At 62.3% G+C, this 13,971-nt stretch carries 10 protein-coding genes and 1 pseudogene; 6 read left to right on the top strand and 5 right to left on the bottom strand.

Going from position 1 to position 13,971, the window contains the following annotated elements; translation table 11 throughout:
• Positions 1-59: 59 nt before the first annotated feature.
• The 4 genes and pseudogenes from NKH50_RS01510 (at position 60) to NKH50_RS01525 (ending at position 3,993) form a co-directional block, all read left to right on the top strand.
• Positions 60-749: a hypothetical protein gene (locus NKH50_RS01510; protein WP_352876211.1), complete on the top strand. Its 690-nt coding sequence runs from the start codon at positions 60-62 to the stop codon at positions 747-749.
• Positions 750-834: 85 nt separating this feature from the next.
• Positions 835-1,242 (top strand): annotated as a pseudogene (locus NKH50_RS01515) (dienelactone hydrolase family protein); the annotation flags it as partial.
• A gap of 67 nt (positions 1,243-1,309) precedes the next feature.
• Positions 1,310-1,870, top strand: coding sequence for an RNA polymerase sigma factor (locus NKH50_RS01520; RefSeq protein ID WP_352876213.1), 561 nt, complete (start codon positions 1,310-1,312; stop codon positions 1,868-1,870).
• Between the two features lie 2 nt (positions 1,871-1,872).
• Positions 1,873-3,993 carry a vWA domain-containing protein gene (locus tag NKH50_RS01525; RefSeq protein WP_352876215.1) on the top strand — a complete coding sequence of 707 codons (2,121 nt, stop codon included), beginning with the start codon at positions 1,873-1,875 and terminating at the stop codon, positions 3,991-3,993.
• 150 nt (positions 3,994-4,143) lie between these two features.
• Here NKH50_RS01525 and bmt read toward each other — a convergent pair whose 3' ends face one another.
• Complete coding sequence (gene bmt, locus NKH50_RS01530; RefSeq protein WP_352706027.1) at positions 4,144-5,160, bottom strand: betaine--homocysteine S-methyltransferase; 1,017 nt, start codon at positions 5,158-5,160, stop codon at positions 4,144-4,146.
• An 88-nt stretch (positions 5,161-5,248) separates the two neighbouring features.
• Positions 5,249-6,091 carry a helix-turn-helix domain-containing protein gene (locus NKH50_RS01535; RefSeq protein ID WP_254818179.1) on the bottom strand — a complete coding sequence of 281 codons (843 nt, stop codon included), beginning with the start codon at positions 6,089-6,091 and terminating at the stop codon, positions 5,249-5,251.
• Between the two features lie 229 nt (positions 6,092-6,320).
• Here NKH50_RS01535 and NKH50_RS01540 point away from each other — a divergent pair, with 229 nt between their 5' ends.
• Together NKH50_RS01540 and NKH50_RS01545 are read left to right on the top strand one after the other, a co-directional pair.
• On the top strand, positions 6,321-7,331 hold the full coding sequence (locus NKH50_RS01540; protein WP_352646899.1) for a fatty acid desaturase: 1,011 nt from the start codon (positions 6,321-6,323) through the stop codon (positions 7,329-7,331).
• 84 nt (positions 7,332-7,415) lie between these two features.
• Positions 7,416-8,216 carry a phosphate/phosphite/phosphonate ABC transporter substrate-binding protein gene (locus tag NKH50_RS01545; protein WP_352706025.1) on the top strand — a complete coding sequence of 267 codons (801 nt, stop codon included), beginning with the start codon at positions 7,416-7,418 and terminating at the stop codon, positions 8,214-8,216.
• 131 nt (positions 8,217-8,347) lie between these two features.
• Here NKH50_RS01545 and NKH50_RS01550 read toward each other — a convergent pair whose 3' ends face one another.
• The 3 genes from NKH50_RS01550 to NKH50_RS01560 form a co-directional block, all read right to left on the bottom strand.
• A complete protein-coding gene (locus NKH50_RS01550; RefSeq protein WP_352706060.1) occupies positions 8,348-9,661 on the bottom strand; it encodes a M24 family metallopeptidase in 1,314 nt (437 codons plus the stop codon).
• A 25-nt stretch (positions 9,662-9,686) separates the two neighbouring features.
• Entirely contained in the window at positions 9,687-11,264 is a 1,578-nt protein-coding gene (locus tag NKH50_RS01555; RefSeq protein WP_352876220.1) for an ArnT family glycosyltransferase, read from the bottom strand.
• 88 nt (positions 11,265-11,352) lie between these two features.
• Complete coding sequence (locus NKH50_RS01560; RefSeq protein WP_352706021.1) at positions 11,353-13,938, bottom strand: GcvT family protein; 2,586 nt, start codon at positions 13,936-13,938, stop codon at positions 11,353-11,355.
• Positions 13,939-13,971: the final 33 nt, after the last annotated feature.

The following is a 13,971-nucleotide window of genomic DNA, read 5'->3' on the forward strand; positions in this document are numbered from 1 at the left end:
GCCAACATCATCCACAAGGAAGTCTGGCGGAGCGCCTTCTCCGACCCGGACAAGAAGGGATGATCCTCGAGCGCAGCATGGTCGAAACCATCGCGGCGGCACTTTCCGCACACGGTCTCGTGCTTCGCGGCGGCTTCAATTTTGCAGGCGCTGAGAAGGCGCCTTCCGATCTCTCCGGCGCTACCGCCAAATCCGTCCTGCTGGTGGGGCAGGCGGGTGCCGCACCTTGGCCGCACTTTATGCACTGGTTGGAGAAACGGTCACAGCCGATCGACGATCCGCTCGACAGATGGTCGCGCGAAGTGATCGGCGCGGTGGCCGGAAAATTAGGGGCGCGCGCTGTGTCGCCGTCCGACAGGCCTTATCTGCCATTCCAGCAATGGGCGATGCGTGCGGAGGGGTTGAAGCCGTCACCGCTCGGCATTCTCATGCATCCGCAATATGGGCTCTGGCATGCCTATCGCGGCGCGCTGCTGTTCGAAGACGAAATTGCGCTCCAAGAACCCCGCGACATGATTCACCTTTGCGACACATGTCTGGAAAAACCCTGCCTGAAATCCTGTCCGGTAAAGGCTTATTCTGCGGATGGTTTTGCACATGAAACCTGTCTGGCCCATGTGCGCGGGCAAAACGGCGCGCCCTGCCGCACCGGCGGCTGCCTTGATCGCAACGCCTGTCCTTACGGCACCGACTATCGCTATCCGGCCGAAGTTCAGGCCTTTCACATGGCAGCATTCGCGCGTCTGTAGCGTCGCCGATGCCGCACGAAATCTTGAAGCAGATCGCCTCACTACAGCTTGCCGCGACGGTCACCGCGGGTATCTATCGCACGCCGGGCCGGTCGGCATTGTCGGCTACTGCATGGGTGGAGCGCGGGCGCTGAACGCAGCGGCCAGCTATCCCGGCCGCATCGTCGCGGCGGCCAGTTTCCACGGCGGCAATCTGGCTGGTGACGCTGCCAACAGTCCGCACCGGAAGGCCGCTTCGCTCAAGGCAAGGGTTTATATCGGTACGGCCGGCACAGATCGCAGCTTTCCGCCCGCGCAAACGGCGCGGCTGGCTGAAGCGCTGCGCGCGGCCGAGGTCGACCATGTCATCGAGAACTATGCCGGCATGGCGCACGGCTGGTGCGTGCCGGACCACAGCGCCTTCGATGCAGCCGGCGCCGAGCGCCACTGGAAGCGGCTGACGACGCTGTTCGCGGAGACGCTCGGTCAGGGCACGCCAACCGTTACGACGTGACGGCGCGCCAGAAAATTCTTTCCATCGCCCCAAGGAACAGCCATTAGCCTTCGTCCAACAGGCAATGATGGCGATGATGCTGGACGAAAGCGAAGCCTCCGACGCTGAACTGATCGGGCGGGCGAAGGGCGGAGATCGGGGTGCTTTCGGCAAGTTGCTCGAAAGGCACTACGGTTTCGTCTATCGCGCCGCCTATCGCTGGTGCGGGAAAAAGGCCGACGCAGAAGATGTCGCCCAGGAAGTCTGCGTCCGGATTGGCCGGGCGATCCGCGACTATCATGGCAGCGGCGCCTTCACGACATGGCTCTACGCCATGACGCTGAATGCGGCGCGCGACATGATGCGCAAGACCGCCCGCGAGACGGTCAAGACCGATGCCTATGGCGCCTATGTCCTGATTTCGGGGGAAATCTCGGCTGAGCCGGAAGACCCGGCCGAGGCGCTCTGGGCAGCGGTGCGCAAGCTGCCGGACAAGCAGCGCGATGCGGTGCTGCTGGTTTATGGCGAAGGGCTGAGCCATGCAGCCGCCGCCGAGGCGATGGCGATCTCGGAGACGACGGTTTCCTGGCACATCCATGAAGCGAAGAAACGGCTGAAGACGCTGATGCGTTCAGCCGGGGAAGTGTGACCATGGTCGACGACAACGAACTCAACAAACTGCGCGACATCGCGGCACCGGCGCCGGACGCGGACGCAAAGGCGCGTGCCCTCCAGGCCGCGCTGCGCGCCTATGACATGGAAGAAAAAACTTTACCGGCCGCCCAAGGATCGGTGAGCGGGCTTCGTCTCACAGAGCGAGCACAAAAGCTCTGGAGCGAAATCATGCAAAAGAAACTCTTCGCCACGCCGGCCATTGCCGGGCTCGTTGCCCTGCCGATCGCCGGATATGCTACCATCTATATGCTGGGGGAATCCACATTCAGCGGGCCCGAATTCGGCGGGGACGATAAGATCACCGAGACACTGGCCGACAAGCCGGCGACCGTCAAACCGCCGGTCGTGGCCGAAGCGGACAAGCAGAAGAAGGCGGATGCTGACAGTGAAAATCGCGACGTCGGCGAGGCGCTTGTGGCGCCGACATCGCCGCCGAAAGCGGAATCGACGGCAGTCGGTGGGTTGACGCAGCAGGACGTGCTCACCCGCAATGCTTCCGAACCGGCGCAGAGTGGCGAGTTTGTGCTGAATGGCGGCACCAGCACCGCGGCTCCGGCCGTCGATGGCGGCGCGCGGGTCGGACGTATGCCTGGCACGGTTGCCGAGCCCAAGCTGATGGCACAGCAGCCTGCCGCTGCGCCGGCCGACCAGATGCTGCCGCAAGAGGAAAACCGCGACCGCGTCGAGAATTTCAAGACCAATCCGGTGCATGCCGCACTGGAAGATCCGGTCTCGACGTTCTCTGTCGATGTCGACACCGCTTCCTATTCCTTCGTGCGGCGCTCGCTGAAGGAAGGTTTTATTCCGCAAGCCGATACGGTGCGCGTCGAGGAGATGGTCAACTACTTCCCCTATGACTGGAAGGGCCCGGACTCCGCCTCGACGCCGTTCAACTCGACCGTCAGCGTCATGCCGACCCCGTGGAACGAGCACACCAGGCTGATGCATGTCGCCATCAAGGGCTTCGACGTGAAGCCGGCCGAGCAGCCCAAGGCCAATCTGGTCTTCCTGATCGATGTGTCGGGCTCGATGAACGAGCAGGACAAGCTGCCGCTCCTGCAGTCGGCCTTCCGACTGCTGGTCAACAAGCTGAGACCTGACGACACCGTCTCGATCGTCACCTATGCGGGCGATGCCGGTACCGTGCTGGAGCCCACCAAGGCTTCGGAAAAGGACAAGATCCTCGCTGCCATCGATAATCTGACATCCGGCGGCTCGACGGCAGGCGAGGCTGGCATCAGGCAAGCCTACCGGCTGGCGCAGAAATCCTTCGTCAAGGACGGCATCAATCGGGTGATGCTCGCCACCGACGGTGATTTCAATGTCGGTCAGACCGACGACGACGATCTGAAGCGGCTGATCGAAAAGGAGCGCAAGACAGGCGTATTCCTGTCGGTGTTCGGCTTCGGCCGCGACAATCTGAACGATCAGATGATGCAGACCATCGCCCAGAACGGCAATGGCACCGCTGCTTATATCGATACGTTGGCGGAGGCCGAGAAGGTACTGGTCGAGGATGCCTCCTCGACACTGTTCACCATCGCCAAGGACGTGAAGATCCAGGTCGAGTTCAACCCGAACAAGGTTTCGGAGTACCGGCTGATCGGCTACGAGACCCGCGCCATGAATCGCGAGGATTTCAACAATGACCGGGTCGACGCCGGCGAGATCGGCTCAGGCCATTCGGTCACAGCGATCTACGAAATCACGCCTAAGGGCAGCGGCGGCGAACAGATTGATCAACTGCGCTATGGCCAGGCCTCGGTGAACAATGGCGGTGTTGCCAATGCCGACGAATATGCCTTCGTCAAGATCCGCTACAAGCTGCCGAACGAGGACACTTCGAAGCTGATCACCACGACAGTGACGTCAGCCAACGAAGTGGCGTCGTTCGACCAGGCCAGCACCGACCAGCGTTTCTCCGTTGCCGTTGCTGCCTTCGGCCAGAAGCTGCGCGACGAGGATGCGACCGCGAAGTTCGGCTACGACAAGATCATGCAGATTGCCACCGCCGCCAGAGGAGCCGACCCGTTTGGATACCGGTCCGAGTTCCTCTCGCTTGTGCGCCTTGCCTCGGCGCTCGGCGGTAACCGGTAGTGGCAATGACGGCCGGTTTCTTTCAGATGGAATCGTTCTGATAGGGGGAGCCGGCCTACGGGCGGGTGAGGCAGGCCGGCGAGGGAAACCTTGCCGGCCTTTTTTTCGGCGCCGCACTGCTTCGCGCGGACCATGTCGCAGACGAAAGCGTCAGGCGCGTCCGCGGCGCCGCTCGCGGCGGGCTTCGCTGGTCTCGGCGACGTTGACCGTAGCCTGCTTGTTGCGCATTGGGCCGATGCGTTCGACGATCTGCTCGACGGTCGGGCGATCCGACTTGGTGTGCGCATCGAGCGCCTTGCGCATGGCGGCAAGGTGCTGGAACGAGGTACCGCAGCAGCCGCCGACGATCTTGGCGCCGGCATCGACGGCTAGGCGCACATAATCGGCCATCAGCTCGGGTGTGCCGGAATAGTAGATCTCGGCACCGCGAAATTCGGGAATGCCGCAATTGCCCTTGACGATCACCGTTGCTTCCGGCCTCGCCTCGGTCATGTCGAGCAGGGAGGCGAGAATGTCGGAGGCGCCGACACCGCAATTGGCGCCGACACCGAGCGGTGTCTGCGACAGGCCATCGACGACGCCGTGGATGTCCTTCGGCAGCAGTCCCATCATGGTGCGGCCGGCGGTATCGAAGGAGCCGGTATAGGTATACGGCAGGCCGACGCGGATGGCGGCTTCGGCGGCCGCACGGATCTCGTCCGGCGCCGACATGGTTTCGATCCAGGCGACTTCGGCGCCGCCCGCCTTCAGCCCCTCGATCTGCTCGGCAAAGGCCTCGACCGCCTCGTCATAGGTCATGGCGCCAAGCGGTACCAGCAGCTCGCCGGTCGGGCCGACGGAGCCGGCCACGATCACCTTGCGGCCGGCCTTTTTTGCAACGGCGCTTGCGATCTCGGCGGCGCGCTTGTTCAGTGCATAGACCCGGTCCTGCGCATGATGCAGCTTGAGCCGATGGCGGGTGCCGCCAAAAGAGTTGGTCAGGATGATGTCGGCGCCGGCATCGACAAAGTTCTGGTGCAGGCTGGTGATGGTATCGGGTGCGGTCTCGTTCAAGAGCTCGGGAGCCTCGCCGGCCTCAAGGCCCATGGCGAACAGATTGGTGCCGGTGGCGCCATCGGCGAGCAGGACGCCCTTTTCGGCAAGCAGCGCGTCGATCGGATTGGTCATTGTGGAATACGCCTTCCCGGAGAATTATTGAGATAACGATATAAAGAATTCTTTATGTGACGTCAATGTCGGCGTGGGAAACAACCGGTCAAAATCGCATCTCCGCCAGCTTTCGTGTGAAGCTGGCCGCCTCATGCGCGTTGACGTCCGCGGCACGGATCAGATTGTCGAAATGGCTGGTCAGGATGCGGATCGGCTGCGTGGCGTTCAGCACCAGATACATGTCGCCGACGTAAATGGCAGCGCGATAAGGTCCGAAGATCGTGTAGGGGATCGAATAGCGCATCCGCCCGTCATAGAGAAACAGGCGGAAGGTGGGATAGAGGTCGTCGAGCAGTGTCGCCATGTGCAGGAGTTGCTGGTGGCGGTCGGCCTCCGGAAAGCGGTCCCACACGCCCAGCCCGCGCGCGAAGATCTCCAGCGTGTGGCGCGGCATACAGACTTCCATGTCGGTTTCGGGCCGTCGGTTGTAGTCGATGCGATACTGCGTTTCGCCGGCCTGTGCCTCGCGGCTCTTGTTGGCGATGACGGCTTCATAGTCGACAAGCGCCTCGGTGCGCAGAAGATCGGGAATGCCGGCCGGCACGTAGCGGATTTTCGTTCCCGCCGCCTCGGCATGCCAGCGAGCCAGCAGCGTGCGGTCGAAGCCGTCCGGCGCCTCCTCGATCTCAAGGCTCTCGCGGATTTCACCGGTGACGCCCTCGTCGTGGCTGAGGCCGAGCAGCCAGTCGAGCGAGACTTTGAATTCGGCGGCGATGTTAAGCAGCGTTTCAGCACGGGGAAGGCGGGTCGAGCCGCCGGAGAGCAGCTGCGACAGTGCCGAACGGTCGATGCCAACCGCACCGGCGAACGCTGACTGGTTCAAATCGGACCTTGTCAAGAGCATTTTCAGGCGCTCACGAAAGATCGTCGACAGGTCGCGTTTGTCCAAATCGCCGTCCCACTCGATAGGAGGAAAAATTTGCGCTGAAACCTGCGAGCGCGGAGCTTCAGGCGTAAAGGAATCCGGTTCGTTGTTTACAATACATAACATATGCAGCTGAAAATGCGCAATCGCAACAGTTTGTGCGCTTTATCGCGTTGCCCCGATGCAACACTCCTGACACAATGCTGTCAGGAATCAAACGGGTTCCGGCGACTGGAAGGCAGTGGTCGATAGCATGACGAGCATGGGCAATAGGCGACACGGCGCAGCAGCCATCGAATGGCCGACCGTATTTCTCGCACTTCTCTGCTACGGCGGCTGGCTCGCTGCCGGCTTTCTGCTCTGGCCATCCTACCCGCTGCTGGCGCTCGCCTTTCTGACCCTGATTGCGACGCTGCAATCCTCGCTGATGCACGAGGTCCTGCACGGCCACCCAACCCGGAACGCGCGGCTCAACGAAGCGTTTGTGTTCCTGCCGATTGGCCTTGTCTGGCCGTTTCGCCGGTTCAAGACCATTCACCTGCGCCACCATGCAGACGAGCGCCTGACCGATCCGCTCGACGATCCCGAAAGCTATTACAAGGCGCTCTGGCAGCACGAGGGACTGCCGTCGGCGATGAAATTCCTGCTGAAGATCAACAATACAATGCTCGGTCGTTTCGTGCTGGGCCCGTGGCTGTCCTGCATAGGCTTTTTCATCGGCGACGCCAGGCAGGTCGTCGCGGGCGACAAGGTCGTCCGCAAGGCCTGGCTGCTGCACGCTATCGGCCTCGCCATCGTGCTGCCCATCGTGCAGTTCGGCTTCGGCATGCCGTTGTGGCTTTACGTTCTGGTGCCTGTATGGTTGGGACAATCGCTGATTTCGATCCGCACCTACGCCGAGCACCAATGGTCGGAACATCCGGAGGGCCGCACGATCATCGTCGAGCGCTCGCCGCTGTCCTTCCTGTTCCTCAACAACAATCTGCATTTCGTCCATCATAAGAGCCCGACGGTGGCCTGGTACAGGCTGCCGAAACTGTTTCGCGACCGCCGCGACGAGTGGCTGCGGATGAACAATGGCTACGCCTATCCGAACTATTTCGCGTTGCTCAAGGCCTATGCCTTCAAGGCGAAGGAGCCGGTCGTCCATCCCGTGCTGCGGCGCATGCCGGAACCGGGACGCGCATTCAAGCCGCGTGTCAGGGCACGCAGCCTCAATGGGCTTGGCAGCGCACCGGTACCCGCCGAGCCGCCGAAAGAGTGAATTTTGCGTTGTTGCAGGCGGTTCCGCGCGGACGACGCTTTCCTGAACTTGTCAATTTCCTCGCATAACGGTCAAATCCCCGGCATGAGCGAATTCATTGCGGCTTTGCCGATGTATGACTGGCCGGAAGCGCGGGACGAGGTCGACGCGCAATGGGCGCGGTTGCGCGATACCTTCAGACAAAGAGGCATCGATGCGCCGGAGACGATCATCCGCCGCAATGGCGATTTGCCTCCGGTGCCTGGCGGTATCCGAGACGATCAGGGAAAACCCGTCGCGCCAGATCCGGCGACATTGCCGCCGGACGAGCTGGATTTTCACCGGCTCTGGCTGCACCCGGCGCTGCTCCTTGCGCAAACCTGTTGGGGACCGATGGAACTCGGCCTGTCGCAACGTGTCCAACTCGTCGGTCAGCCGCGTTACGATGCCTTCGAGGGTGGACAGGGCGAACTCTATTCGAGCGCCCTCATCATGAGAGCGGGCGAGGCACCGCAGGCAAGGTCGCCGGCCGACGGCGGTGCCGTCATTCCGCTCGATCTGCTGCGCGGCCAGCGTTTCACCTTTAACAGCCTGGATTCCATGTCGGGCATCATCGCGCCAACTCGCGACCTGCAAGTATTGGGCGAGAGTCTGGACATCTTTTCCGCGTTGAGCGAAAGCTGTGGGCACCGTGCTTCGATCGTTGCCGTTGCCGAGGGCAGGGCCGACGTCGCGGCGATCGACTGCGAGAGCTGGGCGCTGGCGCAGCGTTTCGAGCCTGCGGCGCAGAAGGTGACGGTCGTCGGCTGGACAAGGCGTCGCAAAGGCTTGCCGTTCATCACGGCCAGGACAACGCCGGAAACGATCGTCACCACGATGCGCGAGGCGATCGCAGCGCTCATATAAACGCGTCGCGTCGGGCGGCCTCATGCGAGCACTTTAGATTCCAGTTTACGCATGTCGTTATCGCAGAACCGCTGCACACCCTCGGGTCAAGCCCCGGGGGCATGCTTTTGCGCGACATGCATTAGCGTCGCTCAGCCGCCAAGCAGCCGATTGTCGAGCGGGTAGGTCGAAAGCTTCTCATTGCCGGACTCGGTGATCAGTATCTGTTCCTCGATCTTCACGCCTTCGTAGCCGCCAAGTCGACCGATATAGCTCTCGACGCACAGCACCATGCCAGGTTCGAGCACGCCGTCGGGTGTGTCGTCGGTCCAGTCGCTAGCATGCAGCAAGGTCGGGTATTCGTCGGCAAGACCGACACCGTGATAGAGCACCCCGTAACGGGCCGGGAAGCAGTCCCCCGGCGGCACTGACGAGCGCTCGACGAGGTCGCGGAACGATACGCCCGGCCGCATCAGCTCCGTGTTGTGGGCGATCTGGCCGGCGGCGATGCGGAACAGATCGCGCTGCTCTTGCGACGGCCGCGCGTCACCGCAAAGCCAAGTGCGCGAAAGGTCGGCGCAGAAGCCGTAAGGACCGATCAGGTCGGTATCGAAAGCGACGAGCTCGCCGGCCTCGATCGTCCGCGACGAGCACTCCTGGAACCACGGATTGGTGCGCGGACCCGACGACAGGAGCCGGGTTTCGATCCATTCGCCGCCGCGCGCGATGTTGCCACGATGGAGTTCGGCCCACAATTCATTCTCCGAGATGCCAGGCCTCAGCGCCTGCTCCATCTCGCCCATCGCTGCCTCGCAAGCGACGATCGCCCGGCGCATGGCAAGGATCTCGTCGGGCGATTTGATCAGCCGCGCATTTTCCATCACCCCTTCGCCATTGCCGGTCGAAATGCCGAGACGGGCGAGCTCTTCGATGCCCTCGGGATTGATGTGGTCGACGGCGATGCGGCGATTGCCGCCGCCATGTTCCAATACCAGCTCGGCGATGCCGGCTGCCCAGCGGCGGACTTTTTGACCGGTCAGCTCGCCGCTGTAGAGGTAAGCCCACGACACCGCCGGCCGCACCTCGTCGACGACGCCGGAATGATCGGAAAGGTGCTCGCAGGAGAAGTAGTCGAACAGCACCACCGGGCCATCGGTGGCGACGAAACAGTGCCTGGTCCGATTGTGTGCGACCCAGAGCTGCATGTTGGTCGCATCCGTCGCATAGCGGATGTTGACCGGATCGTAGAGCAAGGCTCCCGCATAGTCGCGGCGCTTCAGCTCGGCGCGGATGCGCTCGAGCCGGTATCGGCGCATGGCGGGCAGATCAGGGGCAGCAATTCCCGCCGCCTGCCATTCGGCTTCCGCCAGCGCTCCATAGCCCAGCGCATGCTGGTTGAGTTCAGCGGCCTTCAGCCGCGATTTTCTGCGCAGCACATCGTTCGAGCCGTCCGGCTCGAACGGCATGATCTTGCGGTGATGACGGGGCCGGTCAGTCGGGTTCCTGTCCACCGTCGGCTCCTCCGCTAACGCTTTCTTTTGGCGCCGTGGCTCCTCCCACCGCCATTCTCTTCAATCTTACATAGGCGCCGGACCGGGTGGACTTGTCGGTGCCACGCAACAGCAAAACCATCATTTGCCGCGGCTGGCCGTCCGCCTCATAGCCGGCCGCTTTGAGCTGCTCCAAAATGACCGGACGCGGATCGTCGCGGTCAAGCCAGACGAGTACGGCCGGCTCCTGCATCAGCATTTCGAAATTAGGCACTTCCTGGTCAAGTGCGACCAGTTTTTCGTCGACCAGCCGCAGGTTTCCGACCCATGCACCATCAGATATTGCGGTTTTGACCGGTCCGTCCGCAGTCAGTTGGCGATAGAGGGCGGGGTAATCCACGCGGATCATCCGCGACAGACCACTGGTCCCGTTTATCTGGACGTACCAGGTGGCGGGCGCGAGGAGCACGGCGATGATCGCTCCAGCCGCGATTACCAGGAGCTGCGCATTCCTGCCGTGCGGTGCCAGCCGTTCCATAGTGGCGACGATGGCCAGCGGCAACATGAACAGGACAGGTAGCAGCCAGCGGTCCTTGACCACCGTCACGCCGGTGGCCAGTACCAGTATTGCAAGCATGGCCAGGCCGAGCGCCAAGGCACGCCGCAACAGAATTTCCCGAGCCGGACCTTTCGGGTGCCACTCGGAGAAACGAAACCCGGCCAGCCCGAAAGCCAGCGCGGAAACGAGCACCGGCAAGACCGCGAAATTGAAGGTTCCCATGATAAACTTGCCGGCACCGACAAAGGCCGCCGCCATGCGCCCTCGTTGCGAGTCTATTCCGAACTTCTCGCCTCTCGACAATAAATCGGCGGGATGCATGAGGCTCCAATAGGTGGTTGGCGCCAGCACCAGTATCGCGACCGCTATGCTGATGGCGAACTTCGGATCGAGGATTACGCTGCGCCATTCGCGCAGCGACAGCACTGCAGCAACAAGGGCCACCACGAGGAAGACATCATTATATTTGGCAAGAATTGCGGCCGCCGTGGCCAAGCCAAACGCCGCATAGGCGACCATGCTTCGCCGCTCGAGAAGATAGGCCATGGCAAGCAGGAGCAGCGAGCAGAAGGCGACGACGGCGACGGAATGCGACAAGGCGCGCTGCGATTCCCAGACGATCTGCGGGATCGTAAACAGGCCGAACATGGCCGCCGCCGCTGTCGCTTTGGTGTAGCCAAACCGCCGCATGGCGGCGAACACGCTGCAGGCGGCGAGGAACAGCACGGAGTATTTGACGAGCTTCAGCGTGAAGATACTGGTGCCGAAAACATGCGCGGCCAGCCAGTTGATCCAGGTGTAGAGGGGTGGTTGCGAGCCGCCATATCCAGCCCAGAGATACGGTATATAGATCAGCTGCTCCGCATCATCGATGCCGACGCCGGTTCCCGCCCAAGAGCTCAACAGGGACAGTATGATGGTCTGCAAGGCGAAGTAAGCCGCGACCATGACGATCGCCGCCGGGAACGGGCCGATCCGTCCCTCGGCCAGCCACTCGGCCCATCTCAGATTGTACTTCAATGAAATCTCATCGCCCTTGCCAGCAGAGTGTTGCCGGCTGCGCTAGCATGAAGAGCATGCTCCGCACAATGCGACCGGCTGGCTGCGCCTACGTCCTCATCTTTTCGCCGCTCGGATCGAACGGCGGTTCGACATTGATGCGTGCGGGACGCCGGTGGCCAAGGATTTCGATCTCGAACAGGCCGGCGCTCTCGTTCTCGGCAAGCGCTGCCGGTACATAGCCTTGCGCCATCGACTTCTCGACATAATGCGCATAGCCGCCGGAGGTGACCCAGCCGACCACGCGCCAGTCGCCGTCGACAATGCCGCGCACGGCAGACGCGCCTTCGGCGGCGTTCGAGCCGCGCACTTCCTTGCCGCCCGCGTCGAAGCGCGGTGCACCGTAGCCATGCGGCTTTTCCACCGTGCCGTAATCCTTGCCGCCGACTTTGGCCCAGATCGGCTCGTCGCCCATGACGTCGGCATCCGCGGCATCGACGATGAAGGAAACGCGGCGCAGCTTCGGCCCTGCCGCCTGTTCCCTGGCTGCCGCCTCCCGGCCGATGAAATCGTTCTTCTCCAGCTTGATGAAGCGGTCCATCGAGCCTTCGAATGGTCCGTAGATTGGACGTAGCTCGCGGAACCAGGTCGGGAAGTTCTTCTCAAGGCGCATCGAGAGCAAAGCCCGCATGCCGAAATCGATAAGGCCAAACTCTTCGCCAGCCTCCTTGATCGCCTTGTAGACCAGGCGCTGGTAGGCGGGCGCCATCCAGATCTCATAGCCGAGGTCGCCGGTGTAGGTGATGCGGTTGACCATGCAGGGCGCGCCGCCGACCGCCATCTCGCGGAAATCCATGAAGCGGAAGGCCTTGGTCGAGATGTCGACATCGACCAGTTTCTGCAGCAGGTCACGCGATTTCGGCCCGGCGATGGAGAGGCCGACCAGCGTCTGGTCGAAGCGGTGGATGCGCACCTCTGACGCCCTTGGGCCGTCCTTGGGCAGATGCTTCTCGAACCAGCGCATGTGGTATTTCTGCGCTGCCGAAGAACCCCAGATCATGAAGCGTTCTTCGCCCGCCTTGGCGATGGTGAAGTCGCCGATCAGCCGGCCGAACTCGTTCAGCATCGGCGTCAGCACGATGCGGCCGGTCTTTGGCATGCGATTGGTCATCAGCCGGTTGAGGAAATCCTCGGCCCCTGGTCCGGAGACTTCGTATTTGGCGAAGTTGGCGATCTCGGTGACGCCGACCCTCTCGCGGGTGGCTCGCACTTCCTCGCCGATCGGGCCAAAATCATTGGAACGGTGGAAGGACACGATGTCCTTCGGCTCAGAGCCTTTCGGCGCGAACCAGAGCGGGGTTTCGAGCCCCCAGCTATCGCCCATGACGGCGTTGTTGGCGAGCATGGTGTCGTAAAGCGGGGTCGTCTGCGCTGGTCTTGCCGCCGGCAATTCCTCGTTGGGAAAGCGGATGGAGAAACGGCGCGAATAGTTTTCGCGCACCTTTGCGTTGGTGTAGCGCAGCGTTGCCCATTCGCCGAAGCGGGCCACGTCCATGCCCCAGACGTCGAAGCCCGGATCGCCATGGACCATCCAGTTGGACAGTGCGAGACCGACGCCGCCACCCTGGCTGAAGCCGGCCATGACGGCGCAGGCGCACCAGAAATTGGTCAGGCCCTGCACCGGGCCGACCAGCGGGTTGCCGTCCAGCGCGAAGGTGAAGGGACCATTGATGATCTGCTTGATGCCGGCCTTCTCGATGCCGGGGAAATGCTTGAAGCCGATCTCGAGCGACGGCGCGATGCGGTCGATGTCGGGCTGCAGCAGCTCGTGGCCGAAATCCCACGGCGTGTTGACCGGCGACCACGGCTTGCAAGCCTTTTCATAGGTGCCGAGCAGGATACCGTTGCGCTCCTGGCGGGTATAGATCTCGCCCTTGAAATCGAGCACGCCGATCATCTCGCGGCCGGTCGACTTGTTGAATTCCTCGACCTCCGGCATCGGCTCGGTCAGGAGATACATGTGCTCCATGGCCAGCACCGGCAGTTCGACGCCGACCATGCGACCGATCTCGCGCGCCCACAGGCCGCCGCAGTTGACGACATGCTCGGCTTTGACCGTGCCTTGCTCGGTGACGACGTTCCAGGTGCCGTCGACCTCCTGCGTCAGTTCGACGACGCGGTTGCGGAGCACAATCTCGGCGCCCAGCTTCCTGGCGGCCTTGGCATAGGCGTGGGTGGTGCCGGAAGGATCGAGATGGCCCTCGACCGGATCCCACATGGCGCCGACGAAATTCGTCTCGTCCATCAGCGGGAACATCGCCTTGGCTTCGGACGGCGTGATCAGTTCGGTATCCATGCCGAGATAGCGGCCCTTGGCGTGGGCGAGCCGCAAGAAGTCCATGCGCTCGGGCGTGTCGGCCATCATCACGCCGCCGGTCAGGTGCAGCGAGCAAGATTGGCCGGAAATCTCCTCGATCTCCTTGTAAAGCTGCACCGTATAGGCCTGCAGCTTGGCGACGTTGGGATCGCCATTCAGCGTATGGAAGCCGCCCGCCGCATGCCAGGACGAGCCGGAGGTGAGCTCCGAACGCTCGATCAGCAGGATGTCGGTCCAGCCAGCCTTGGCCAGATGATAGAGCACCGAGCAGCCAACGACCCCGCCGCCGATGACAACCGCTTTTGCATGAGATTTCATGAAGATAGTTCCGTTTTTGGAGAGATTGAATCG

This window comes from Mesorhizobium sp. M1027 (genome assembly GCF_040318745.1).
In the GTDB taxonomy this organism is placed as follows: Bacteria; Pseudomonadota; Alphaproteobacteria; order Rhizobiales; family Rhizobiaceae; genus Mesorhizobium.